Origin of the sequence: Agrobacterium tumefaciens, assembly GCF_005221385.1 — a bacterium.
In the GTDB taxonomy this organism is placed as follows: Bacteria; Pseudomonadota; Alphaproteobacteria; order Rhizobiales; family Rhizobiaceae; genus Agrobacterium; species Agrobacterium tomkonis.
In genome coordinates this window covers 2275881-2300567 of sequence record NZ_CP039903.1, presented here as the reverse complement: position 1 = coordinate 2300567, position 24687 = coordinate 2275881, and the positions used below count along the sequence as shown (strand labels likewise).

Here is a 24687-nt window from a genome sequence, read left to right as displayed (position 1 = left end):
TAATTTATTGTAATATTAAATTAAAAAATCAGGATTAATTGTAGTGAATAATACTTATAGCAAAAATTCAATAGAGTATGTCGATTGGAAAAGTATATTCAGAGATCGTTATTTTATAATTAGAGTAACTATATTTAATTCAGATCCAATATATCCATACCCTCTCGAAATTATTGAAAAATCCGATGTAAGTCATCAAATTGAAATGATTTTATCAAATGCTCTTAGCAGACGCTCCGATGTTGTTCGACTACGTTTTATACCCATTGAGGCTCTGCCGAAAATAGAGAGTCTGGTCTTGCCTTTAGGTGGCGTAATAAAAATACACCGTGCAAGTAGTGTAACGATTTCAAAATTCTGGTCGTCTTCAGCATTGGGAATGGCATCGCGTAAGGGTCTGAAGCGTAAGTTCAGGAACTTGCAAAATGAAGGAATAATACAATTCGAAGAAGTTAAGGAGCCGAAAGAAAGACTGAAGGCTTGTGGCCAAATGCTGGATTGGAAATTTCAATGGTTGAACTCCAGACGCCAAATAGCATTTGGATTTAGAGACCCGTTTTTTCAAAAGAGTATTTATAGTTCATTTTCTGGAAATGACTCGTCAAAATACCGGATATTTTCTCTGGCGGTGGGGAAAAAGGCGATAGCCTACGAGTTTTGCATCCATGAAAATCAGCGACTTATGTCCATAATTGCAAGTTTTGACAGGAATTATGCGCGGTTTAGCCCTGGACGAATTTTGAGCACTCTCATTCTGGAAGCCTCTCAGCAATTGGGCTTCAATAAATACGATTTACTGCCTCCCGAAACAGATTTCAAAAAAAGCTTGGCAAATACGTCTGAAGAGGTTCTGGAGATAATTATTCCCCGGACAATGGTTGGCAGATCCCTGATGTGGATTGCAGAGAAATGCGGGAAAATTTGAATAATCTGAAACCTCTGCGATTGATCTGCGCCCTGTCGGTCGTTTTTGCGCATTCTTTTTCCGTTGTTTCCGGTAATTATCTTGATGAACCTTTTCAAAAATCTACCGGATATTCAATTGGTGACTACGCGGTCATTGTATTTTTTGCCATAAGCGGGATAGTTATTCCCCTAAGTCTCGAACGTAATCCTGATATGTTACGATTCTGGGCGCGCCGCATGTTAAGAATCTTCCCGGCGCTTATCGTTTGCGTTGCTGCTGTCGCGTTTGCGTTGGGACCTGCGGTATCAACATTATCGGTCGACGCCTATTTTGCGGACCCTCGATTTGTAAAATACCTCTTCGGCGCATCATCATTGCTTGCAACCTCCCAGGGACTTCCGGGCGTCTACGAGACGCTTCCGGATGCTGAGCAGGTCAATGTCCCGCTCTGGACGTTGAAATATGAAATTCTGGCCTATTTCTTCGCAGCAATTATCTTTGGTACGATAAGAGCGGATCCGATGAAACGTTTGATTTTCATGGCCTTGTTGCTGATGGTTTTTCTAAGTAATTTTATATGGTTGGAAGTTTCATCGAAACTTTTTAACGCGCAGGTATTTCTCACGTCTTTTTTCGGTGCTGCGATTTTTTATGGACTAATTAAAAAATGCCGCACTGCAGCGCTGGGTGCTATTCTATCGGGTTTGTTCGTTATTCTGCTCATAGGCACGCCGGCATGGCTTCCGGCAATAAGCATTGTGCTTGCTTTGGCGACGTTAGCGATCGCTTACGCGCCACCAATTCCTGTTTTAACGAATGACAGATTCGGCGACTATTCGTATGGGCTATATGTTTTTGCCTACCCGATACAGCAGCTCATTGTCTTAATGTATCCGCAGATAGGCGTATTATTTCATTTTACTGCGTCACTGCTTATTTGTGTTCCGCTTGCATATTGTTCCTGGCATATTTTGGAAAGCAGGGCTGCTAGCCTGGTCCGGTAAGTAAACACGCTTGCGGTTCACGCCTGTCCACACGCTCCCCGGTTTGCCTTCGAGGCTTAACCCATCCGCTCCGAGGCATAACTTCCCGGGCTTGGCGGAAAGACCACGGTGCGGTTGCCGTTGATGAAGGTGCGGTGGTGGATATGGGCGTGGATGGCGCGGGCCAGAACCTGGCTTTCCACGTCGCGGCCGAGCGAGACATAGTCTTCGGCGCTCTGGGCGTGGGTGATGCGCACGGTGTCCTGTTCGATGATCGGGCCTTCGTCGAGATCGGCGGTGACATAATGGGCTGTCGCACCGATCAGCTTCACGCCGCGCTCATAGGCCTGCTTGTAAGGGTTGGCGCCCTTGAAGGAGGGGAGGAAGGAGTGGTGGATGTTGATGATCCTGCCTGACATCTTGCGGCACATATCGTTGGACAGCACCTGCATGTAACGGGCCAGCACCACAAGCTCCGTGCCGCTGGTCTCGATGAGATCCATCAGCTGGCCTTCGGCCTTCGGCTTGTTTTCCTTCGTCACCTTGATGTGGTGGAAGGGGATGTCGTGATTGACGACGACTTTCTGGTAGTCGAAATGGTTGGAAACGACGCCGACAATGTCGATCGGCAGCGCGCCGATCTTCCAGCGATAGAGCAGGTCGTTGAGGCAATGGCCGAAACGCGACACCATCAACAGCGTCTTCATGCGCTGGCCATCCGGATAGATGTCCGCCTGCATGCCGAATTTCTCCGCGACCGGCTGAAAGCCCTCGGTGATGGCCTGCAGGGACGCGCCTTCCTCTGAAATGAAGGAGACGCGCATGAAGAACTTGCCGGTTTCCAGATCATCGAACTGCGAACTGTCGACGATGTTGCAACCTTTTTCCGCCAGATAACCGGAAATCGCGGCGACGATGCCGCGGGTCGATTTGCAGGCCACTGTCAGAACATAGGATGTCATGCGTTTTCCCTCAAAGACGTCGCGCCGGCATGAACCGGCGCGGTTTGGCGCGTTCCATAGCGCAGCTTGGCGGCAGAGCAAAGCGCCAAGACGAACGCAGCCAAAGTCATAAAACGGGAAAGGCACCCGCGCCGTGCCGGAAGCGACATGGAATGTTCCACGGCCAGCACGGCGGCGGGAGCTATTGTGACAGGGTCGTTCCCAACTTCAGGCGCGGCGCAGGCGCATGGCCGTGCGGCCGCGGCCGTCGATCAGTTCCAGCGTGCCGCGGCGCGGCTCCAGCCGGAAGGAGCGTGCGCCCTCCAGCGCATCGATGAACTGCCGTTCCTGGCGCATGATATCGGGGGCGCAGGCCATCTGGGTGGAAATCATCCGGCCGAAATCGACGCGGTTGCGACTGATTTTCACTTCACCGCCAATGCCGTTGCAGCCGGCATTGGCCGACACGCGGCCCTCGCGGGAAATTTCCAGCGTCGCCTGGCGGCGGCCACGAACCCGCTCGCCTCTGATATCCTGCACCAGCCAGCGCCCGTCAATGCCGGCTTCCGGTTCCGGCCTGCCCGGACCCGCGCCCACACGCTCCAGCACGAGGTCGGTATCATCGCGACCGCCGGCCAGTACCGAATAACGCCGCGTGGTGGTGAAGAGCAGCCGGTCGCGGTCGCGGATTTCGGCGCTCAGCGCATAGGAGCGGCGGCCCCTGATGTCGCGATCGTCATAACGCAGCACGAAGGGTACCGGCACCTGTCCACGCGGACGGATGGTGGTTTCGGCAATGGTCTGCGACGGCGCATCCGCCAGCGAAACATCGATCAGGCGCACCGTCACAGTCGCGCTAGGCGGCAAAGCGATGCGCTCACGATAGGAGACGGTGCCGCGTAGGCTTGCCGGTGCGGCAGCTGCGCCGCCTGCCGCAAAAAGCGGGGCGAGCGCAACAAGCCCGGCAAAACTGCGGCGCGAAAGAAGAGGCTGGCGATCATTCATGGGGCGTGCTCCGTGCGGTTTCCGTTCGAATTTCAACGGATGATAGAAAACGGCACTGAACGGGCGATGAACCGATGGATGTTCCCCTGAATGCTCGAGGAGAGGTTCGGGGTGGGTGATGGCGTGTGCGATTGCGAGAGCCGAGGCATCTCCACCCTCATTCCTGTGCTTGTCACAGGAATCCAGCCCCCGCGTGTCCACGCGGCAGAGGAGTCTTTTCAGCCCAAGGACTTGGGCTGACTAGATTCCTGTGACAAGCACAGCAATGAGGGCTAGGAGAGGTTGCCGCAGCCACGGAAAGCAATTCCTCGGGCTGCAGCCTCCGGCTCACCTCAGCCGCGGAAACCGTCCCGCAGCGCTTCGAATTTCGCCAGTTGCTCGGCCCGCAATTCCTTGTTTTCGTCGCGGCGGACGAAAATCTTGAACATGGCGCCGCCGGCGGCATTCATGAACCAGACGGAACAGGAGCGGCGGCCGTGAAAACCGCGGTCAACGAAGGTTATGCCGGCGCAATTGTCCTTCTTGATGTGACCGCCGATCGGGCTATCGCCGTGGATGTTGAACCAGCCGTGGCTTTCCGTGCCTTCCGGCAGGTGGCCGGGCACTTCCAGCACGATATCGCCGGTCTGCACGATCATCAGGACTTCGCCCCAGCTGCGCATCTCGTTCCAGATCGCGTCGAAGCGGTCGGCGGCAGCGGACACGGCGGATCCTTCGGGCAGGATCGCCAGAATTTCGGCCGGTGTTACTTCGGCCTTGGCGGCGATGGCTTCCACGATACCGTCAGGCTTTTCGGCAAGGGCGGCGGCGGCGCGGGCCTGTCTGTCGTCATCGGTCCTTTGGGCTGCAATGCTCATCTGCTGTGCCTCAGGCGGCAATCGAACGGCGTTCGCCATTCTTGTCTTCATGGATGATGACGTCGAAGCCTTCAAAATGCGGGCCGGAGAGATATTCCACCTTGCCGCGGTTATCACCGGCTTTGGCGTGGGCGGCGCGGAACTGTTCGGATTTCGTCCAGTTCAGGAAGTCTTCCTTGGTGGCCCACACGGTGTGCGAGGCATAAAGCGTATGGTCGTCCGCCTTCGGGCCTTTCAGCATGTGAAATTCAATATAACCCTGCAATTCGCTGAGGTGCGATTTGCGCTCGCGCCAGATGGATTCGAAGGTTTCCTCGTAACCCGGCACGACGCGAAAACGGTTCATTGCGATAAACATGAAATTCTCCCTTTAAGTTTCCAGTTTCAGTCAGGATATCCAGCCGCGGCGACGTTGGGAAGAGGCTCACGACAAAGCGAACAAATTTACTCCACTTATTGATTGCGCGGCTCATAAACATGTGCAAAGAACTCAAGTTAAATGGTGCGGGCAAAGCCGCGCCCGCTCGTGTTTGGTCGTGTTTCAGGATAACGCCATGTTGAATTTTCGCCTTCGCCCGCTTGTTCTCGCCGCACTCGTGCCCGCCGCAATCGCCTTTGCCGCGCCGGCTGCCATGGCTTCGGACAAGGGTAATCCGGAGGCGAAACGTATTGTCGCGGTTGGCGGAACGGTGACGGAAATCCTCTATGCGCTGGGTGCGCAGGATCGCATCGTGGCGCGCGACAGCACCAGCAGCTATCCGGCGGACGCGCTTTCCAAGCCTGACATCGGTTATATGCGGGCGCTGTCGTCGGAAGGTATTCTGTCGCAGAAACCGGATCTCATCCTCTCCGAAGACGGCTCCGGCCCGGCGGATGTCGTTGCTATTCTCAAGGCCAGTGCGGTGCCTTTCGTCACGGTCGACACGCCGCCAAGCGGCGATGCGATACCGAAGAAGATCGAGGATATCGGCGCGGCCGTGGGGCTTTCCGACAAGGCGAAGGCGCTGGCGGCGGACACCAGGGCCGGACTGGATGCACTTGCCAAGGATGTTTCGACTGTCCCTGAAAAGAACAGGAAGCGCGTTCTTTTCGTGCTCTCCAGCGCTGGCGGCCGCGTCATGGCGGCGGGCAAGGATACGGAAGCCGCGGCGATCATCGAAATGGCCGGCGGTATCAATGCCGCTCAGGAAATCAGTGGTTACAAGCCGCTGACGGATGAGGCGGTCATTGCCGCCGCACCCGATGTCGTGCTGACGATGGCGCGCGGCGACCATGCCGGCAAGGCGGCCGAGATCTTTGCGCTGCCCGCCTTCCAGTCCACGCCGGCCGCCGCTTCAAAGGCGCTGATCAGCATGGACGGGCTTTATCTCATCGGTTTTGGCCCGCGCACGCCGGCCGCCGGCCGTGAGCTGGCAGCGAAGCTTTACCCGGAGGCGGTGAAGCCGTGAGCCTTGCTGCCTTGAGTTCCGCTGAGGGCAGGTTTGCCGGCGACAGATCCCGGCAGGGGGTCGTCACGCTTGCCGTGCTTGTCGGCATCCTGCTGTTTGCCTGTGGTGTGTCGCTGGTCAGCGGACCGACGGGCGTCGGCATCTCCGAACTCTGGGCTTATCTCACCGGCGGCGCGGCCGAGCTCGACGCCCGTGATAAAATCATTCTCGAGGCGGTGCGCCTGCCACGCACGGCACTCGGCATGTTGATCGGCGCGGGGCTTGGTGTCTCCGGCGCGATGATGCAGGGGCTGTTCCGCAATCCGCTGGCGGACCCCGGCATTGTCGGTGTCACCTCGGGGGCAGCGCTGTTTGCGGTTGCCGCGATTTCTCTCGGGGAAGGCGCGCTTGCCACGGTTGCGGTGTTTTTCGGCCCGCATTTCCTGCCGCTGATGGCGTTTTTCGGCGGGCTCCTGAACACCTGGGTGCTTTATCTGATCGCGACAAAGGATGGCGCCACCTCCACCACCACGCTCATTCTGGCCGGTATTGCGGTTGCGGCAATCAGCGGTGCGCTGACCGGACTGATGATCTTCGTCGCCGACGACCGGGCGCTGCGTGACATTACCTTCTGGTCGCTCGGCTCACTCGGCGGGGCAACACCCGCCAAGGTGCTCGCCACCTTGCCTTTCATCATCATCGTGCTTGCCATCATCCCCTTCGTCGCCCGCGGGCTGGATGCGCTGATTCTGGGTGATGCCGCCGCCTTCCACATGGGCATTCCGGTGCAGCGGCTGAAGCGGATCGTCATCCTGGCCGTTGCCGCTGCCTGCGGGGCGAGCGTGGCGGCGGCCGGTTCCATCGGTTTCGTCGGCATCGTCGTGCCGCATCTTCTGCGCCTCGCCATCGGTCCGTCGCACCGTTTCCTGCTGCCGGCATCGGCACTAGGCGGCGCCGCATTGCTGCTTTTGGCCGACAGTTTCGCCCGCACGGTGGCGGCTCCGGCGGAACTGCCCATCGGCGTCGTCACGGCGCTGATCGGCGCGCCGGTCTTCCTGTTCCTGCTGCTGGGCCGCGGCGGCTTTTCCATGCGGAACGCATCATGATCCGGGCCGAAAACATCACCCTCATCCGCTCCGGTCGCCGCCTGCTGGACGATGTCAGCGTCGATCTGCAGCCGGGCAAGGTCAATGTCATCATCGGCCCGAACGGTGCGGGTAAATCCACGCTGATGAAGGTTCTGTGTGGCGAGCTGCATCCGGAACATGGTTCGGTGACCTATAACGATATCGCCCTGCCGCTGTTCAAGCCGGTCCAGCTTGCCCGCCTGCGGGCCGTGCTGCCGCAGAATACCCAGCTTGCCTTTCCCTTTACCGCGCTTGAAATCGTCCGCATGGGCGCGGTGGCGCAGGGATCGCGCGCGCCGGAAGAACAGGCCCGCCGGGCGCTTGCCAAGGCCGGCTTGCGGGGGTTCGAGCAGCGCTCCTACAACATGCTGTCGGGCGGCGAGCAGCAGCGCGTGCAATTTGCCCGGGCGCTGGCGCAGGTGCCCTTTCCGGTCGAAAATGGTGAGGTGCGGGCACTGTTTCTCGATGAACCGACGGCCAGTCTCGATATCGGCCACCAGATCGCGGTCCTGGAAACCGCGCGCGATTTTGCGGCTGGTGGCGGTCTCGTGCTCGCCATCCTGCATGATCTCAACCTTGCGGCGGAATTTGCCGATCAACTTATCGTCATGCATGGTGGCCGGGTGACGGCGAGCGGGCCATCGCTGGAAACCATCAGTGACGAGACGATTGCGCGGGTTTACGGCATTGGCGGCGTTGTCGGCCGGTTGCCGGCGCGGCATATTCCTTATGTGCTGCCGCAGTCGCGGCACCGCTAGGGCCTTTCCAGGAAAAGTGGAAGCCGGTTTCCGTCCGCAAATGCGGCAAAGCTCGAAAGTCTGAAATTCAGCTTTCCGGGCGGGTGGCGATGAACAGCGCCGAACCGAGCATGACGGCGGCAACAATTGCGGCGCGCATGAGCGGCGGGTCGCTGAGGAACCAGAAGGCAGCGTAACTCACCGTCATGGCCGACAAGGCTGCGATCTTGGCCTTGCGGGCGATTGCGCCACGTTCGCGCCAACGCCGAAGCGAAGGGCCGAATCTGGGGTGGCTGAGAAGCCATGCCTCGAGCCTGGGCGAAGAGCGGGAGAAGCACCAGAGCGCCAGAAGAAGAAACGGCGTGGTGGGCAAAACGGGAAGAAACGCGCCGACAATGCCGGTCGCGACCATAAGCCAGCCAAGACAGAGGTATAGAAGGCGCATGGCTATGCCGGTATCATGACTTATCTACTCATGATAGAGCGGCTGCGAGAAAACCGCGAGCCTTGTTGCCGCAGGCCCTCGCCACACCGGGAAAACCGGCGGTTTTGGCCATCACATTTGGCGTGATCGGACCGTTACCTCCTGTCGCAGGTCGCCTTTAGGGTTGAAAGCGCGACGCTCAGTCTTTATCCCCTTGGGCCGCGATGTCCGGAGCATAACCGGACCACCAAGGGTTAAGAAGAAGGAAACACCATGGCCAAGCTGATCCACTCGATGGTCCGGGTGCTGGACGAAAAGCGTTCGGTGGAATTTTACACGCAGGCTTTCGGGCTTGAGGTTGCGGAACGCGCCGAGTTCGAGAATTTTACGCTGATCTATCTCAGCAATGCCGAGGGCGATTTCGAGCTGGAGCTGACCGTCAACCGGGGTCGCGAAGTGCCCTATGCGCTGGGTGACGGCTATGGTCACCTGGCCGTCAGCGTTGCCGATGTGGATGCCGAACACCAGCGCTTCACCGAGATCGGGCTTTCGCCCGGCAAGATCATCGAAGCCGATTATAAGGGCCAGCCTTTCGCGAAATACTTTTTCATCTGCGACCCGGATGGTTACAAGATCGAAGTATTGCAGCGCGGCAACCGGTTCAAATAGGGTAGAGGCACATCATGGCAGAGGCAGGCGTCAAACTCGAGGATAGCTGGAAACGCGTTCTTTCCACCGAATTCGCCAGCCCCTACATGCTGAAGCTGAAAGACTTCCTGCTTGCCGAAAAAACCGCCGGCAAGCGCATCTTTCCCAAGGGTGCCGAATATTTCCGGGCGCTGGATCTGACACCGCTGGATGAAGTCAAGGTCGTCATTCTGGGGCAGGACCCCTATCATGGGCTTGGCCAGGCGCACGGTCTGTGTTTTTCAGTCCAGCCCGGCGTGCGCATTCCGCCTTCGCTCGTCAATATCTACAAGGAATTGCAGGCCGATCTCGGCATCCGCCCGGTCGGTCACGGTTTTCTTGAGAGCTGGGCGAAACAGGGCGTGCTTTTGCTCAACAGCGTGCTGACGGTGGAGGAATCCCGCGCTGCCTCACATCAGGGGCAGGGCTGGGAGAAGTTCACCGATGCCGTCATCCGCGCCGTCAATGACGAATGCGATCACGTGGTGTTCCTGCTCTGGGGCTCCTACGCCCAGAAAAAGGCGGCCTTTGTGGATCAGCGCAAGCATCTGGTGCTGCGCTCGCCGCATCCTTCGCCGCTTTCGGCCCATAACGGCTTTTTCGGCAATGGCCATTTTTCCAAGGCCAACGCCTTTCTCGTTTCCCACGGCCGTCAGCCGATTGACTGGCAATTGCCGGAAACGGCGGGAAGCGACAAAAACCTTCTTTAGATACTCATAAATACCTTTGCGCTTTGCGGCTGCCGGGATTAAAGATAACCGGACTATAAAGTGAAGGATTATGCCCGTGTCTCTCCTGTCTGCAGAAACCTCCGTCTCGCTGCCCGATCCGCTGTCGATCGTCGATGCTTTCGAGGATCATTTTTCCGAGCATATGGAGATGGAGCGTGAGGGGCCGACGGTGCGCTTCAAGACAGAATATGGCCATGGCAGCTTCAGCGCCGAAGGCGGCCGTTTCGCCGCGCGGGTGAACTGCATTTCCGAACATATCCTGATGTCGGTTAAGGCCATGGTGGCCGAGCATATTGTCGAGTTTTCCGGCGAGACGGGGCTGGATTTCCGCTGGAGCGGCCATGGGGCCTACCAGCGGGAATTGCCCAATCTCTTCATCGGCAAGGTTGCCCGCGCCTATAACCTCACGCCGCATATGCGCCGGCTGGTGGTGTCGGTCGAAAGCGGCATCGAAAGACTGGTCACCGGCGGCATGCATGTCCGCCTGCTCCTGGTGCCGGATCAGGCCCGTGCGCCGGTCTGGCCCTACCTGGCACCCACCGGCGCCATCGTCTGGCCGGCCGGCGACGATCTTTTGATGCGACGCGTTTATACCATCCGTTCCGGCGATGTCGGTCGCGGCGAAGTGGATATCGACTTCGTCATGCATGAGGGTGACGATATGCCGGGCGCGACCTTCGGCGCGACGGCAAAGCCGGGTGATGTTCTCGGCATCATCGGCCCGAGCGGCACCTGCCCGGAGGCGGAGCGTTACGTCTTTGCCGGTGACGAAACCGCGCTGCCGGTGATGCTGCGCATGGCAGCCGAAATGCCTGTCGGCAAGAAACTCAGCGTCTACGCTGAAATTGACGACGAGGCTGAGCGGCAGGAGATTGTCTGCGCGGCCGACGTCGAGTGGACATGGCTTTATCGTCGCGGCAAGCCTGCCGGCACCTCCGGCCTCATCGAAAAGGCGCTGCGCGACCACGCCTGGAGTGCGGACCACGAAGGCCTGCATGTCTTTGTTGCCTGCGAAAAATCCGAGGCGAGGGCGGCGAAATCCTTCCTGACCGATGAAATAGCCTTCCCCAAGGCGTCGCTGCGGGCTGTCGGTTACTGGGCCATGGGCGCTGCCGACGACCATTGAGGTCTGCGGCATGGCGGATTCGGCTGAACAGTGAGTTTTATCGTTCACCAATCGGGAACAATCCGTTCCCGTTGTCCGGTCTATGCCTTCTGCGCCTCTTACCCCATCTTTACGCCATGAACAGGGCGGGCCCGATTGCGAGGCCTGCCAGGCGAAAAGGGGTTTATCATGCTCAACCAGATCAAGGGCCTGCACCACGTCACGTCAATGGCGGCCAGTGCGCGCCAGAATAACGGCTTTTTCACCGATACGCTCGGCCTGCGCCGGGTAAAAAAGACCGTCAATTTCGACGCGCCTGACGTCTATCACCTCTATTATGGCGATGAGGTCGGCACGCCCGGCTCCGTCATGACCTATTTCCCGTTCCCGCATATCGCCCAGGGCCGTCCCGGCACCGGTGAAGTGGGCACGACGCTGTTTTCCGTTCCGGAGGGATCGCTCGGCTACTGGCAGGAGCGGCTTTCAAAGGCCGGTGTTGACGGCCTGAAGGCCGATGAGGCCTTCGGCAACAAACGCCTGCATTTTGCCGGACCTGACGGAGACGGTTTCGCGCTGGTCGAGGTGAGGGATGACAATCGCGCGCAGTGGACCGGCAATGGTGTCGGCGAAGATCAGGCGATCCATGGTTTTCAGGGCGCCAGCTTGCGTCTTCGCGATGAAGGGGCAACTGCCGAGCTGTTGAAATTCATGGGCTATCAGGAAGTGGATCGTCAGGATGGCGTGCTGCGCCTCGGTATTCCCGGCGGCAATGGTGCCGACTTCATCGACATCGAAACCATGCCGAATATCTCCGGCGCGCGGCTGGGTGCGGGGTCCGTGCACCACATCGCCTTTGCGGTCGAAAACCGCGCCAAGCAGCTGGAAGTACGCCAGGCGCTGATGGATACGGGCTATCAGGTCACTCCCGTCATCGACCGCGATTATTTCTGGGCGATCTATTTCCGCACACCCGGCGGCGTGCTGTTTGAGGTGGCCACCAACGAACCCGGTTTCGACCGCGACGAGGATACCGCCCATCTCGGCGAGGCGCTGAAGCTGCCAAGCCAGCATGCGCATCTGCGCTCCGCGCTGGAAAAGCAGCTGGAACCGCTTGGGGACGAGAAGGCGGTTTAATCCGCTCTTACTTAGCCCTCCATTGCGTTTTGGCAGGACGTTGCCTCGTCTTTCTTCTCCCCGTTCGGGGAGAAGGTGGCCCGAAGGGTCGGATGAGGGGGCAACGTTGCCGTATCTCACGACCCTTGCCCCCTCATCCCGCTGCCGCGACCTTCTCCCCGGCGGGGAGAAGAAGCAGGCGGCAAGCCGCAAGCCGCTCGTTCCACATGAGAATGCTCCGTTTGGCCGCCGAAGCTGTGCGGAAGCTGTTGAACCTTCTCCTTCCAGAAAGGATTATCCGATGAACAAGGACACCTATTTCCACAAATCCCGCGCCGGTGCCGCCGGTGCTCCGCTTTTCGTCGTGCTGCATGGCACGGGTGGCGATGAGAACCAGTTCTTCGACTTTGGCTCCCGTCTTTTGCCGCAGGCCACCATTCTCTCACCCGCCGGCGATGTTTCCGAACATGGTGCAGCGCGCTTCTTCCGGCGCACGGGCGAGGGCGTTTACGACATGGCCGACCTTGCCCGGGCAACCGACAAGCTGGCGGATTTCGTCAAGGCAAACCGCGAACACTACCAGTCCGGCCCAATCATCGGTCTCGGCTTTTCCAACGGCGCGAATATTCTCGCCAATGTGCTGATCGAACAGCCCGAGCTTTTTGATGCCGCAGTGCTGATGCATCCGCTGATCCCGTTCGAGCCGAAAATTTCCCCGGCAAAACCCACGCGCCGGGTGTTGATCACGGCGGGAGAGCGCGATCCGATCTGCCCGGTGCCGCTGACGACGGCGCTGGAACAGAGCCTTCAGGCGCAGGGTGGAACCGTGGAGACGGTATGGCATCCGGGCGGGCATGAAATTCGCTCGAACGAGATCGATGCCGTGCGGGAATTTCTCTCGGTTTACGGGGAGTGATGCTGTCTTCCGTCATGCCGGCCTTGAGCCGGCATCCAGCCACGGCGCGTCTGCGCCGTGGAAAGAGTCTTTCGCGATCAAGGACTTGATCGCACTGGACCCCGGATCTAGTCTGGGGTGACGGAGGAAGGATTTGCTGCTCCGTCATATAATCCCAACGGAGCTCGTCCCGCCGAGCCTCAGCGATATCCGCATTGCTGCAGCTGCGCCTCGTAACGCAGCGCCATGTTGGCGGAGCGGCGGGCGGCCTTCTGGACGGCGGAATTGTTGCGCCAGCTGCCCTTGGCATAACCGGCATGGCCGGAATAATAGGCGAGGTAGAGATTGTAGGGATCGTTCAGCGAAATGCCGTTTTCGCGGCGGCTTTTGGCGTGATACCAGCCGACGAAATGGATGGCATCGGTGAAATCCGTGCGGCTTGCTCCCCGGCGGCCGGTTTCGCGCTGGTAAACACTCCATGTGCCATCCAGCGCCTGGGCATAACCATAAGCGCTCGACTGGCGCGTCCAGGGAATGAAGCCCAGCAGCTTGGTGCGCGGCGGCCGTGCATAGGGACGGAAGGCGGATTCGGTATAGATCGTCGCCATCATGACAGGCACGGGCACGCCGAACTCCCGTTCGGCCGCTTTCGCATCACGTCGCCAGTTGTTGAAAATGCCGTTCCGCTGTTCGAAAATCGCACAGGCATTGGTGACCTGTGACGGTGCGGTGGCGCAGCCGGCCAGAACGAGCATCAGAAAAACTACGGCAAATACGCCACGCATAACGGAACCCTTTCGTTCCGCTATTCTTAAATTGCTAACCATTAACGTCGGGTTTTAAGACAAGGTTAATTCAAATGCCGTCGATCAAGGGCCTGTTAACCCGCTGAAAATTCCTGTGGCCGGGATGGGGCGAAAGCGTGTGCCGCGCCTCTCCTGCGTGCCTTTTTCGCGATACATTTATCCCCGCGCGTCCACGGGTCCGGCCGGCTCGCTATAATCTCCTTATCCCGGTCATTGAGCGTGCGCGCGGCGCAAGGTGGACGGGGCAGGCGGCCGAACCGGGGAATTTCCCGATGTCACGGTTAAGGCAGCCGGCATATGTCCATCCGCCAAACAGGAACCGGTTTGGCGGGCGGCGTATATGTTGAGACCGGGGCCGCATCGCCTGCAAACCCTCAACCATCCTTTCAATACCCCGCAGTGATGCGGCCCATTTATCGCCTCTCAACACTGCTTCCGAATTGGGGCGGTGATATCGGCGCATATTTGAATAAAAAGCGGTCGCTGTACAAAAATGAAAACCGATAAAATTGTAGCAATCGGCTTAAAGCGCTCGAAAACAGTCGTGTGCCATTGTGGGATCACAGACGGAGAGCGCCTCTGAAAAGAGACGTTCCCACAAAACAGAAATCGAGACCGGCACAAGCCGGCGGATCGCCAAACGGGGTATGAAATGTTGAAGAAGATTATTGCTGCTGCCATCTGCGGAATTGTCGTTGCTTCCATGTCCACCCACGCCGATGCGGCGGGTGCTGCCGGTTTTGCCCGTGGTTTTGCCGCTGTTGAAAAGAGCGCGGTGACGGAGATCGGTGTTTCGGCGCCGGGCGGTTTTGATGGCTGTGTTCTTTCCGCCGGCCAATGTGTTTCGACGATTGCCGCGCCGCTTAACGGCGAGCGTCGTGAGGAACTGTTGCGCGTCAACCGCGATGTAAACGCCACCATGGGTGCGCTCGATGATTATTTTTCCGGCTTCGCAACCGATGTGCCGGCAACACCTTCGTTAAGCCTTGGCGATTGTGGTGATTGCGCCGCGATCAAGCGCACGGCGCTTGCCGGTGCCGGCTGGTCTTCGAGCGCGCTGCGCCTCGCCTTTTCGCTAAACAATGACGGATCGCTCGAAAAAGTGCTGATCGTTACAACCGACAAGGGCGATATCGTTCTCGGTAATGCCGTCTTTTCTCCGGCCGAGCGCGAAACCGCGCTTTAAGCCCATCTCTTCATGCCTGCCAGACTACGCCGGTTTTTCCTGATCCTATCTGGATCAGGAAGCCGGCGATTTTTTTCGTTCCGCGACGGCAATGCCGGCGAGCGCCATGACGAGTGCCGCAATCTGGTAGGTGTGCAGGGTTTCGCTGAGCACCACGACGGAAAGAAGCGTGCCGAAGACGGGTACGAGGTTGATGAAGAGGCCGGCGCGGTTGGCGCCGATCTGTTCAACGCCCTTGATATACAGGATCTGCGCGACGAGGGACGCAAAAATGGCGGCATAGACCACCAGCACCCAGCCCTTCTGATCCGGCCAGACGACGCTCTCGCGTGAGATTTCCCAGAAGATCAGCGGCACGGAGGTGAGGAGGGCGAAGAAGGCGGGGATGGCCATCAGGGTGCGCCAGTCGACCGCCGGTTTCCAGCGCAGGATGACGGTGTAGATGGCATAGACGAGCACGGCGAGCAGCATGATCGCGTCGCCGACATTCATTTCCAGTTGCAGCAACGAGACCGGATCGCCATGCGAGGCGAGAAGCGCCACGCCTGATATGGTGAGACAGAAGCCGACGATCTGGCCGAACAGCACGCGGGTGCGGAACAGGATGAAGTTCAGGACGAAGATGACCATGGGAATGCCGGCCTGAATAACGGCGGCATTGATGGCGGAGGTGTGCTGCAGGGCCGTGTAGAGAAACACGTTGAAGGCGGTGTAACCGACGCTGCCGAGCACGAAGAAATACGGCAGGCGCTTTTTCACCACCGGCCAGTCCTTGATGAGTTGCGGCACGGAAATGGCGAAGATGATGGCGACGGCGAAGACCCAGCGCAGGAAGGTGAAGGCCATGGGGCTGATGTGGCCGACGGCCAGCTTGCCGGCAACGGTGTTGCCGCCCCAGCAGAGCGTGGCGATGATGAGGGCGATATAGGCTTTGGAGGGCACGCTGATGTTTCGCTTCTTCACGGGGCGGGAAAACGGTTAAGGGGTGAATGGCGGTCTTGCGCCCGCGCTTGGGCCCCACGGGGCGAGATAATGCGGGAAATCCACGCCTTGTCACGGAAAAAGCAAAATTCTCCATAAGAAACAGGGTCGCTTTCCGTAAAACAACACAGTATACATTCGCGGGTTTGGGTTTCCCATCGGGTTATCGGGCGCGCAAGCGCCATGAGCAGGAAAGCAAGAAATGACGAATGTTGTGGTGGTCGGCTCGCAATGGGGCGACGAAGGCAAAGGCAAGATTGTCGACTGGCTGTCCGAGCGGGCAGATGTCGTCGTGCGGTATCAGGGCGGCCATAATGCCGGCCATACGCTTGTCATCGATGGCATCAGCTACAAGCTTTCGCTTCTGCCGTCCGGCGTCGTGCGTCCCGGCAAGCTCGCCGTCATCGGCAATGGTGTCGTGGTCGATCCGCATGCGCTGATCGCCGAAATCGGCCGTCTGGAAGCGCAGGGCGTCAAGGTTACCCCGGAAAACCTGCGTATCGCCGACAATGCCACCCTTATTCTTTCGCTGCACCGCGAGCTGGACGGCATGCGCGAAGACGCCGCCTCCAACAGCGGCACGAAGATCGGCACCACCCGTCGCGGCATCGGCCCGGCTTACGAAGACAAGGTTGGTCGCCGCGCCATCCGCGTCATGGATCTGGCCGATATGGAGGCGCTTTCCGCCAAGGTCGACCGTATCCTCACGCATCACAACGCGCTTCGCCGCGGTTTCGGCGCGACCGAAGTTTCGCACGAGACGATCATGGAAGAGCTGGGCTCGATTGCCGAGCGCATCCTGCCGTTCAGCGAAACCGTGTGGCTGCTGCTCGACAAGAAGCGCCGCGCCGGTGCGCGCATCCTGTTTGAGGGCGCTCAAGGCTCGCTGCTCGATATCGACCACGGCACATACCCCTATGTGACCTCTTCCAACACGGTTGCCGGCCAGGCCGCCGCCGGTTCGGGCATGGGTCCGGGTTCGCTGGGTTACATTCTCGGCATCACCAAGGCTTACACCACCCGCGTTGGCGAAGGTCCGTTCCCGACCGAGCTGAATGACGAGATCGGTCAGTTCCTGGGCGAAAAGGGCCATGAATTCGGCACCGTCACCGGCCGCAAGCGCCGTTGCGGCTGGTTCGATGCCGCACTGGTGCGCCAGTCGGTCGCCACCAATGGTATTACCGGCATCGCGCTCACCAAGCTTGACGTGCTTGACGGTCTCGACGAGCTGAAAATCTGCGTCGGCTACAAGCTTGACGGGCAGGAAATCGACCATCTTCCGGCCAGCCAGGGCGCGCAGGCGCGCGTCGAGCCGATCTACATCACGCTGGAAGGCTGGAAGGAATCTACCGTCGGTGCCCGAAAATGGGCGGATTTGCCTGCTCAGGCAATCAAATATGTCCGTCAGGTCGAGGAATTGATCGGGGCGCCTGTCGCGCTTCTGTCGACAAGTCCGGAGCGTGACGACACCATACTTGTGACTGATCCGTTTGAGGATTAATGTCCTCGGCGATCTAGATTCATAAACCATATCGGGCCGGTACGTCGCCGGTCACGACGAGAAAGTGCTTATGGCGGATTTTGTAGCAGTCATTCGCAAGGCCGTGGATGGCTTGGCGAACAATACTCCCGAAAACCGGGCGAAGGTTTACGACAAGGCGCGCAGTGCGGTTGTGCGCCAACTCGAGAATATGAAGCCACGTCCGCCGGAAGAATTGTTGCGCCGGCAGATCGCCAAGCTGGACGCCGCAATCGCCGAGGTGGACAGCGAATATGCCGAGGCGCTTCCGGCGCTGGAGGAGGATGAAGAATTCTCCTCCGCTGCCGAAGAGGCCGCAGCACCTTACCATCAGCACGATATCGATGAGGATCGCGCGGCCCATGCCGCCGAGCCTGTCGAGGCGGAAGAACCCGCCTCGACCGAGGCCGCACAGCCAGAGCCGGCTTATGAAGAACCCGCCGTCGAGGAAGAGCCTCGCCACGAAGCGCCGGTTTCCGCCGCCGCCGAGCAGGATGAGCAGGTTTATGAGGAACAGCGTGAAGAAGAGCGCGAGCCGGAAGAGCTCTATGAAGCGCCCGCGCCGATAACGCCCGCCGTTTCCGATGAAACGCACGGAACCTATTTCACCCGTGCGGAGGAAGAGCCGGCCTATCGCGCGGCTGACGAGCACGATCGCGAATTCGAAACCGCGCCGCGCGAAGATGACACGTCCGTTCCCGCCCATTGGGCAAAGCCGGTGGATGAGGACGACTGGCGCAAGCTTGAAGAAACGCAGGCCGACGATGCGCCCGCCGCTGACGACTATGCCGACGTGCGTGCCGAGACGGACGAGCGCCCGCTGGTTGCCGGTTATGCCGCGCAGCATTATCAGGACCTGGCGGTGAATTTCGAGCCGGAAAAGCGCGATGCGGATGACCGCTTCGGCCATGCGGCAGTCGATCACGATCCGGTCTTCGGCCGGCAGGATGAATTTTCCGAACCGCGCCAGGCGGACGATACGACACCGAAAAAGTCTGCCGTCGTTGAGGATTTCTCGTCCTATTTCCAGGACACGGAGATCGCCATTCCGGCCAAGGACGCGCCGGCTCTGCCGCGCGCCGACAATGATCCCTTCGGCGATCAGACACCGGCCAAGGACAACAAGGAACGCACCCCCTGGGACGATCTGGATGAGCTGATCGGCTACGATGGCGCGTCGTCTTCCAGCCGGGCAACTGCGGACGATACACCCGCCGTGGGCGCAGGTGCCGCGACGCCCGCCTACATGGTCAAGAAGAAGCCGCGCCGCAACTATGCGTCGCTTGTGCTTGCCCTTGTCGGGGCCGGGCTTCTGGCAGGTGGCGGTTATGCGCTGTGGATGAACCGCGACGCCCTGAACGACATGGTCGGCGGGCTGGTGCAATCGGCACAGAATGGTGGCCAGACCCAGACGCCTCCGGCCACTACTCCGACAGGTGAAGCGCAGACATCGACGCCGCCTGCAACCCAGCAGCCGCCCGCCACCGGGCAGCAGCCGGCAAACCACCAGACGCCGACGCATGGCGACGATGGTTCCGTGACCGGCACGAAGTTTACCCAGCGGCTTCTGGCCGACGGGACCGAGCGTGACGAGGGACCTGCGCCGGGCGCGAACGGCCAGCCGGTTACGGCAGAAGGCCAGTCGGTTTACGAGCAGAACGTCGCGCCGCCGCCTGCGGGTGAGGCTCCGGCCAATACTGCCGGCGCGCCCGCAGGAACGCCCAATGGAACACCTGCCGGCACGCCGCCGGCCCAGCAACCTGCCGCTGCCGCCACCGGCGATCGCATGTTCCTTTACGAGGAAGTGCTGGGCCAGACCGTTCCAACGGCCATTCAGGGCAGCGTTTCCTGGTCGCTGCAGCAGGAAAATGATGCGGAAGGCAAGCCATCGCCCACCGTTCAGGGCCAGATCACGGTTCCCGGCCGCGGCTTGAGTGCGCTTATTACCTTCAAGCGCAACACCGATCCGTCCCTGCCGGCCAGCCACCTGATCGAGATAGTCTTCTCGGTTTCGCCCGGTTTCGAAGGCGGCGCGATCGACAGCGTCCAGCGTATCGCGATGAAGAGCACGGAGCAGGATCGCGGCAATGCCCTGATCGCGGTTCCGGCCAAGATCACCGACGATTTCCACATGATCGCGCTTAACGACTTCCCGGATGCGATGAAGACCAATCTGGAGCTGCTGAAGAGCCGCAACTGGATCGACATCCCGGTCTCCTATCGCAACGGTCGCCGCGCGCTTCTGACGCTGCAAAAGGGCAATGACGGCATCGCCGCCTTCGACAAGGCGCTCAGCGAATGGGCGGCGGCGGCTCCTGCTGCCGGCGGTCAGTGATGATTTTGGGGGCTTGCCGAGAGCTTGCCCCCTCATCGCCTCGCTTACGCTCCGGCACTTCTCCCCGGCGGGGAGAAGAAACTGCCGCGCCCGATTGCGCTCTTCAGACATAGTCCCTGACATTTGATGCGGAATGAGACGTCGCCGCAAATTCTTCTCCCCGCCGGGGAGAAGTGCCGGAGCGCAAGCGAGGCGATGAGGGGGCAACGCCCACCGGTTCTCCGCAACCATGCGTCTGGCAAACAAAAAGCCCGCAGATCTTGCGATCTGCGGGCTTCATATTGACTTGGACGTTTAAGGACGGCTTACGCATCCACCACGCGCAATGCGCGCGCAGCTTCCAGCGCTTCCTTCTGCACCGCTTCCTGAACCTTCTCGAAAGCGCGAACCTCGATCTGGCGCACGCGTTCGCGGCTGATGTCGAACTCTGAGGAGAGTTCCTCCAGCGTCACCGGATCTTCCGCAAGGCGGCGAGCCTCGAAGATACGGCGCTCACGGTCGTTCAGCACGCCCATGGCCTTTGCCAGCATGCGGCGGCGGGTTTCCAGTTCGTCCTGCTCGATCAACACGGCTTCCTGGCTGTCATGGTCGTCCACCAGCCAGTCCTGCCATTGGCCGGACTCACCTTCGGAAGCCTTGATCGGCGCATTCAGAGACGCGTCGCCATGCAGGCGGCGGTTCATCGAGATGACTTCTTCTTCGGAAACCTGCAGCTTGGTGGCGATTTCCTTGACGTGTTCCGGCTTCAGATCACCGTCGTCGATTGCCTGGATACGGCCCTTCAGCCGGCGCAGGTTGAAGAACAGTCGCTTCTGGTTGGCCGTCGTGCCCATCTTTACCAACGACCACGAACGCAGGATATATTCCTGGATCGAGGCCTTGATCCACCACATGGCATAGGTGGCAAGACGGAAACCGCGTTCCGGATCGAACTTCTTCACCGCCTGCATCAGGCCGACATTGCCTTCGGACACGACTTCGCCGATCGGCAGGCCATAACCGCGATAACCCATGGCAATCTTGGCAACGAGACGCAGATGGCTGGTGACGAGCTTATGGGCGGCGTCGCGGTCGCCATGCTCGGCGTAACGCTTGCCAAGCATGTACTCTTCCTGCGGCTCCAGCATCGGAAATTTACGGATGTCGTCGAGATATCTATTGAGACCGGCTTCACCGGCCGTAATCGTAGGCAAACTATTGCGGGCCATAAAGCACCCCCTTATCTATGGTCTGGAACGGCGCCCTCTCTGGCGTGGCAAAATCACCCGCCCGAGGCACGCCGTAAGCTGCGGGTCGTTACCGACCCCGCACGAACCCATGTGACAGATATGTATGCGCCCGCCGCGTTTCAAGCGAACGCTGCGTTCACACATGCGTTATGTTCCGGCGGCATTGTCTCTGACCTGTTTAACTTTCGAACGGTAGATTCGTTCCGAAAAACCGCCAAGGCCGGAGCGTACCATCAGCTCATACATTACCCGTCGCCGCATGGGATTGTGCAGGCGCACGACGTTGGAACCGAGGAACTGCGTCTCGACATGGCCAAGCGCCTGCAGATCGGGGTCAGTGGCAATTGCGCCCGCATAAGTCGCGTGAAATTCCCGGCGGCAGACATAGGTTTTATATTTGGTCATGCCGAAGCAGACGAGGCTATGGCCATGGGTGCGCAGAAAATCGGCCACACCCACCGTCACCTCCGGCCAGGCCGGGTTGAAGGTATCGTCGAAAACGATGATGCCGTGCGGGGCGATCACCTCCATCGCCAGTTTCGCATCCGCCAGCACGTGATGCAGGTGGTGGCCGCCATCGATGCTGAAGAAGCGCGCCGGGCCGATGCGTGAGGTGATCTCGGCGGGGGCCAGCCGGGTGCTGTCGCCCCTGATGATCAAGTCCTCATCCATGGCAAAACCCAGCCGGCGGCCGTTTTCCATCAGCCGCTCATATTGGTCTAGGCTGCCATCTTCGGGCGGATCAAGATCGAACAGATCGACGCCCAGCACCTTTTCCTGCGTCCCAGCGAATTTGCGCAGCAGGAAATAGGAGCGGCCATAATAGACACCGATTTCCGCCATTCCACCCTTGAGATCGTCCCGCGTCTGCGCCTGCAGCAAAGCCTTGAAGACAAGCGCATCGGGTGGGTCGATATAACCTTCTATGCTGCGTAGATCCTGAAATATGAACCGGCGGTCTTCGATATTCATGCGCGATAGATCCCGTCATCATGCCGGTTCCGCTCAGGCTTTTGCATCGAACGGAAGGCGTTGCTTGCGGCGTCGGTTATTCGGCAAGCTCGGCATGCGGCCACGGTGTTTGCGGGGACGATGACAAGCCTTGCGGGGGCCGAGGAGGTGCGACGATTGAAGCGAAATTGGGGCGGTCTACAAAAAGGACCGACTGCGGAATATCGCTATCCGCTAATCTTTTTTTATTATCCGAGACTTCCGGCGAGATACGTGGCGCGGTTTTTTTGACCGCGCCATACCAGTTTTCAGCTGCGCAGGGCTTCAAGCAGTTCTTGCATATCGTCAGGCATATCGGTTTCGAACTCCATCACCTCGCCGGTGCGAGGGTGTTCGAAGGCCAGCAGATAGGCATGCAGCGCCTGTCGCGGAAAGCGGTTGACGGTGCTTCTGGCCGGTTCTTCCAAAAGGTTCGCCTTGGTGCGGAAGGACGCGCCATATTCGGGATCGCCGATCAGCGGATGGCCGATATGGGCCATATGCACGCGGATCTGGTGGGTGCGGCCGGTTTCCAGGCGGCACTCCACCATGGAGGCGAGGCAGGATGCGTCAGGCCGTTCATGGAAGCGTTCCATTACCTCGTAATGGGTGATCGCTTCGCGGGCGTCATCGGTATCCTCACGTTTGACGGTGCGTTTGGTGCGGTCGGCGCCGCGGCCAAGGGCAGCATCGATGGTGCCGCGCAATGTGCGCGGGCGGCCCCAGACGACGGCCTTATAGGCCCGCTCCAGCGGCCCGGTGCGGCCGTGATCGGCAAATTGCGCGGCAAGATGACGGTGGGCATTGTCGTTTTTCGCCACGACCATGACGCCGGAGGTTTCCTTGTCCAGCCGGTGCATGATGCCCGGCCGCTTCACGCCGCCAATGCCGGAAAGGCTGTCGCCGCAATGGTGAATGAGGGCGTTGACCAGCGTCCCGGTCCAGTTGCCGGCGCCCGGATGCACGACAAGGCCGGCGGGCTTGATGAGCACGATCAGGTCCTCGTCCTCATATTCCACGTCGAGCGGAATATCCTCGCCCTGCGGCACGGGGTCTTCCGGTTCCGGCATGACGATTTCGATGCGATCGCCCGGATGCACCTTCTTTTTCGGTTCGGTTACGGGCGTTCCGTTGAGAAGGACGGCGCCCTGTTCGATCAGCGCCTTCAGGCGGCTGCGTGACAGATCGCCGCCAACTTCGCCCACCAGCCACACATCGAGGCGACCTTCGGCGTCTTCCCCGGCAATCAGGACTTTCCTTGCGTCTCCGCCTTGTTTAAAGGGGTCGTTCATTGTTATTTTTCCGATCCATCAGCATTTCAGGGAACCCGATGACGCAGATCGAGCCAGACGAACAGGAAGACAAGCCGCTTGATCCGGCCGTGGAAAAAGTTCGCCGCAAGATGATCCGTTTGCAGATCGTGTCGGGCTCCGTGATGTTTATCAGCCTTATGGCCGTCTTCGGTGCGGTTGTCTACAAGGCGATGGGGCCGTCGAAAACGGTTCAGACGCAGAGTGCTGCGCCAAATCTTGCCGTTCCCACCGGCAACGGCCCGCTGGCCGTCACCGCCAGCCTGCCGCAGGGCTTCGTGATCGACAATGTCAGCTATTCCGGCGGCGACATGCTGTTTTATGGCCGGCTCGCCAATGGCACCCGCAAGGCGCTGGTCTTCAACGTCGCGGCCGGCCGTTTTCTGGCCGATGTGACTGTTGATGCCCAGTGAGGGCAACGAGGGTGTGCTGCTGGATGGGCGGGCGCTGATTCCGGTCGAAGACCCGGCCGATCCGCGCATCGCCGCCTTTCGCGATATTCGCGAGCGTGACCTGACCGGGCGTCAGGGCCGCTTCATTGCCGAAGGCACGGTGGTGCTGCGCATGCTGGCCGCCGCCCACAAAGCGGGTGGCGCCTTTGCGGCGGAAAGCATTCTCATCCTCAAAAACCGGCTTGCCGGCGTTGCCGATATTCTTGCCGATTTCCCTGATGATGTTCCCGTTTATGTGGCCGAAGCGCCGGTGCTTGACGGTATCGTCGGTTTCCACCTGCATCGCGGCATTCTGGCGCTCGGCCGCCGGGTGGAACGCGATGGGCTGGAGGAGATGACGGCCGCGCTTCCGGCCGCCTCGCTGGTGCTGGTGGGCTGCGGTATTTCCAATCACGATAATCTCGGCGCGATGTTCCGCAATGCGGCGGCGTTTTATGCTGATGCAGTGTTGCTGGACGAGACGTGCTGCGACCCGCTCTATCGCAAGGCGCTGCGGGTTTCCGTTGGGTCGGTCCTTTCTGTGCCCTATCATCGCGGTGGTGCTGCGGTGGAGATGCTGGAGCGGCTGTCCGAGGCCGGTTTTGCCATCTGGAGCCTTTCGCCAAACGGCGAGACCGAAATCCGTGATATTCCCCGTTCAGAGCGCATGGCGCTTGTCATCGGCACGGAAGGCGAGGGGTTGCCGCAATCGGTGCTGTCGCGGTTTCATACCGCGCGGATTGCGCAGTCGCCGCAGCTGGATAGCTTGAATGCGGGCACGGCTTCGGGTCTGGCGCTTTATCAGATGGCAGGGGTGATGGGGCGGATTTAAGGAGTGCTTACCGCTGCCTTTGCGTATGCCGCTTCACCCCCCTCTGCCCTGCCGGGCATCTCCCCCTCAAGGGGGGAGATCGACTCGTGGAGATGTCTCGCCTCTCTCAACGTTCGCGAATGAAGCGGT

At 59.6% G+C, this 24687-nt stretch carries 25 protein-coding genes; 15 read left to right on the top strand and 10 right to left on the bottom strand.

Going from position 1 to position 24687, the window contains the following annotated elements; translation table 11 throughout:
- Window positions 1–43 precede the first annotated feature (43 nt).
- Both CFBP6623_RS11655 and CFBP6623_RS11650 read left to right on the top strand, forming a co-directional pair.
- Window positions 44–925, top strand: coding sequence for a GNAT family N-acetyltransferase (locus tag CFBP6623_RS11655; RefSeq protein ID WP_137002530.1), 882 nt, complete (start codon window positions 44–46; stop codon window positions 923–925).
- Window positions 910–1911 (top strand): acyltransferase family protein, encoded by a 1002-nt coding sequence (locus CFBP6623_RS11650; protein WP_080841864.1) that lies wholly within the window; start codon window positions 910–912, stop codon window positions 1909–1911. Before CFBP6623_RS11655 ends, CFBP6623_RS11650 begins: the two co-directional genes overlap by 16 nt.
- A 56-nt stretch (window positions 1912–1967) precedes the next feature.
- Here the strand turns inward: CFBP6623_RS11650 and purU are convergent, their stop codons facing one another.
- The 4 genes from purU to CFBP6623_RS11625 all read right to left on the bottom strand — a co-directional run bounded on the left by purU (window position 1968) and on the right by CFBP6623_RS11625 (window position 5051).
- Window positions 1968–2852, bottom strand: a complete 885-nt coding sequence (gene purU, locus CFBP6623_RS11645; protein WP_046801517.1) for a formyltetrahydrofolate deformylase — start codon at window positions 2850–2852, stop codon at window positions 1968–1970.
- Between the two features lie 207 nt (window positions 2853–3059).
- Complete coding sequence (locus CFBP6623_RS11635; RefSeq protein ID WP_046801516.1) at window positions 3060–3836, bottom strand: YbaY family lipoprotein; 777 nt, start codon at window positions 3834–3836, stop codon at window positions 3060–3062.
- A 332-nt stretch (window positions 3837–4168) separates the two neighbouring features.
- Complete coding sequence (hutX, locus tag CFBP6623_RS11630; protein WP_046801606.1) at window positions 4169–4693, bottom strand: heme utilization cystosolic carrier protein HutX; 525 nt, start codon at window positions 4691–4693, stop codon at window positions 4169–4171.
- A gap of 10 nt (window positions 4694–4703) precedes the next feature.
- Complete coding sequence (locus CFBP6623_RS11625; protein WP_046801515.1) at window positions 4704–5051, bottom strand: antibiotic biosynthesis monooxygenase family protein; 348 nt, start codon at window positions 5049–5051, stop codon at window positions 4704–4706.
- Between the two features lie 196 nt (window positions 5052–5247).
- Between CFBP6623_RS11625 and CFBP6623_RS11620 the strand changes: the two genes are divergently transcribed.
- Genes CFBP6623_RS11620 through CFBP6623_RS11610 form a run of 3 tightly spaced genes read left to right on the top strand, consistent with a single transcriptional unit; the run spans window position 5248 to window position 8005 of the window.
- On the top strand, window positions 5248–6141 hold the full coding sequence (locus CFBP6623_RS11620) for a heme/hemin ABC transporter substrate-binding protein (RefSeq protein ID WP_046801605.1): 894 nt from the start codon (window positions 5248–5250) through the stop codon (window positions 6139–6141).
- Window positions 6138–7226 (top strand): FecCD family ABC transporter permease, encoded by a 1089-nt coding sequence (locus CFBP6623_RS11615; protein WP_046801514.1) that lies wholly within the window; start codon window positions 6138–6140, stop codon window positions 7224–7226. The genes CFBP6623_RS11620 and CFBP6623_RS11615 overlap by 4 nt, the downstream gene beginning before the upstream one ends.
- Window positions 7223–8005, top strand: a complete 783-nt coding sequence (locus tag CFBP6623_RS11610; RefSeq protein ID WP_046801513.1) for a heme ABC transporter ATP-binding protein — start codon at window positions 7223–7225, stop codon at window positions 8003–8005. The genes CFBP6623_RS11615 and CFBP6623_RS11610 overlap by 4 nt, the downstream gene beginning before the upstream one ends.
- A gap of 67 nt (window positions 8006–8072) precedes the next feature.
- Here the strand turns inward: CFBP6623_RS11610 and CFBP6623_RS11605 are convergent, their stop codons facing one another.
- Window positions 8073–8429 carry a YbaN family protein gene (locus tag CFBP6623_RS11605; protein ID WP_046801512.1) on the bottom strand — a complete coding sequence of 119 codons (357 nt, stop codon included), beginning with the start codon at window positions 8427–8429 and terminating at the stop codon, window positions 8073–8075.
- Window positions 8430–8681: 252 nt separating this feature from the next.
- Between CFBP6623_RS11605 and CFBP6623_RS11600 the strand changes: the two genes are divergently transcribed.
- The 5 genes from CFBP6623_RS11600 to CFBP6623_RS11580 all read left to right on the top strand — a co-directional run bounded on the left by CFBP6623_RS11600 (window position 8682) and on the right by CFBP6623_RS11580 (window position 12960).
- Window positions 8682–9077 carry a VOC family protein gene (locus CFBP6623_RS11600; RefSeq protein ID WP_046801511.1) on the top strand — a complete coding sequence of 132 codons (396 nt, stop codon included), beginning with the start codon at window positions 8682–8684 and terminating at the stop codon, window positions 9075–9077.
- A gap of 14 nt (window positions 9078–9091) precedes the next feature.
- Window positions 9092–9805 carry a uracil-DNA glycosylase gene (gene ung / locus CFBP6623_RS11595; RefSeq protein WP_046801510.1) on the top strand — a complete coding sequence of 238 codons (714 nt, stop codon included), beginning with the start codon at window positions 9092–9094 and terminating at the stop codon, window positions 9803–9805.
- A 70-nt stretch (window positions 9806–9875) separates the two neighbouring features.
- Window positions 9876–10952, top strand: a complete 1077-nt coding sequence (locus CFBP6623_RS11590; protein ID WP_046801509.1) for a siderophore-interacting protein — start codon at window positions 9876–9878, stop codon at window positions 10950–10952.
- Between the two features lie 168 nt (window positions 10953–11120).
- On the top strand, window positions 11121–12065 hold the full coding sequence (locus tag CFBP6623_RS11585) for a VOC family protein (RefSeq protein WP_046801508.1): 945 nt from the start codon (window positions 11121–11123) through the stop codon (window positions 12063–12065).
- A gap of 280 nt (window positions 12066–12345) precedes the next feature.
- A complete protein-coding gene (locus tag CFBP6623_RS11580) occupies window positions 12346–12960 on the top strand; it encodes an alpha/beta hydrolase (RefSeq protein WP_046801604.1) in 615 nt (204 codons plus the stop codon).
- Window positions 12961–13139: 179 nt separating this feature from the next.
- Here the strand turns inward: CFBP6623_RS11580 and CFBP6623_RS11575 are convergent, their stop codons facing one another.
- The gene (locus CFBP6623_RS11575; protein ID WP_046801507.1) at window positions 13140–13724 is read right to left on the bottom strand and encodes a membrane protein; all 585 of its coding nucleotides are present in this window, start codon (window positions 13722–13724) and stop codon (window positions 13140–13142) included.
- A 673-nt stretch (window positions 13725–14397) separates the two neighbouring features.
- On the opposite strand from CFBP6623_RS11575, the gene CFBP6623_RS11565 reads away from it, so the two are divergent.
- A complete protein-coding gene (locus tag CFBP6623_RS11565; protein ID WP_046801506.1) occupies window positions 14398–14931 on the top strand; it encodes a transglutaminase-like cysteine peptidase in 534 nt (177 codons plus the stop codon).
- Between the two features lie 54 nt (window positions 14932–14985).
- Here CFBP6623_RS11565 and CFBP6623_RS11560 read toward each other — a convergent pair whose 3' ends face one another.
- Window positions 14986–15873, bottom strand: coding sequence for a DMT family transporter (locus CFBP6623_RS11560; RefSeq protein WP_046801603.1), 888 nt, complete (start codon window positions 15871–15873; stop codon window positions 14986–14988).
- 241 nt (window positions 15874–16114) lie between these two features.
- Here CFBP6623_RS11560 and CFBP6623_RS11555 point away from each other — a divergent pair, with 241 nt between their 5' ends.
- Both CFBP6623_RS11555 and CFBP6623_RS11550 read left to right on the top strand, forming a co-directional pair.
- Window positions 16115–17413, top strand: a complete 1299-nt coding sequence (locus tag CFBP6623_RS11555; RefSeq protein ID WP_046801505.1) for an adenylosuccinate synthase — start codon at window positions 16115–16117, stop codon at window positions 17411–17413.
- A gap of 70 nt (window positions 17414–17483) precedes the next feature.
- Window positions 17484–19766 (top strand): hypothetical protein, encoded by a 2283-nt coding sequence (locus CFBP6623_RS11550; protein ID WP_046801504.1) that lies wholly within the window; start codon window positions 17484–17486, stop codon window positions 19764–19766.
- 305 nt (window positions 19767–20071) lie between these two features.
- On the opposite strand, the gene rpoH is transcribed toward CFBP6623_RS11550, so the two are convergent.
- The 3 genes from rpoH to CFBP6623_RS11530 all read right to left on the bottom strand — a co-directional run bounded on the left by rpoH (window position 20072) and on the right by CFBP6623_RS11530 (window position 23277).
- Window positions 20072–20974, bottom strand: coding sequence for an RNA polymerase sigma factor RpoH (gene rpoH / locus CFBP6623_RS11545; protein WP_046801503.1), 903 nt, complete (start codon window positions 20972–20974; stop codon window positions 20072–20074).
- Window positions 20975–21142: 168 nt separating this feature from the next.
- On the bottom strand, window positions 21143–21967 hold the full coding sequence (locus CFBP6623_RS11540; RefSeq protein WP_046801502.1) for a class I SAM-dependent methyltransferase: 825 nt from the start codon (window positions 21965–21967) through the stop codon (window positions 21143–21145).
- Window positions 21968–22254: 287 nt separating this feature from the next.
- A complete protein-coding gene (locus CFBP6623_RS11530) occupies window positions 22255–23277 on the bottom strand; it encodes an RluA family pseudouridine synthase (RefSeq protein WP_046801501.1) in 1023 nt (340 codons plus the stop codon).
- 38 nt (window positions 23278–23315) lie between these two features.
- Between CFBP6623_RS11530 and CFBP6623_RS11525 the strand changes: the two genes are divergently transcribed.
- Together CFBP6623_RS11525 and CFBP6623_RS11520 are read left to right on the top strand one after the other, a co-directional pair.
- Window positions 23316–23708: a hypothetical protein gene (locus CFBP6623_RS11525; protein ID WP_046801500.1), complete on the top strand. Its 393-nt coding sequence runs from the start codon at window positions 23316–23318 to the stop codon at window positions 23706–23708.
- Window positions 23698–24558, top strand: coding sequence for a TrmH family RNA methyltransferase (locus tag CFBP6623_RS11520; RefSeq protein WP_137002529.1), 861 nt, complete (start codon window positions 23698–23700; stop codon window positions 24556–24558). The genes CFBP6623_RS11525 and CFBP6623_RS11520 overlap by 11 nt, the downstream gene beginning before the upstream one ends.
- The last annotated feature ends 129 nt before the right edge of the window (window positions 24559–24687 follow it).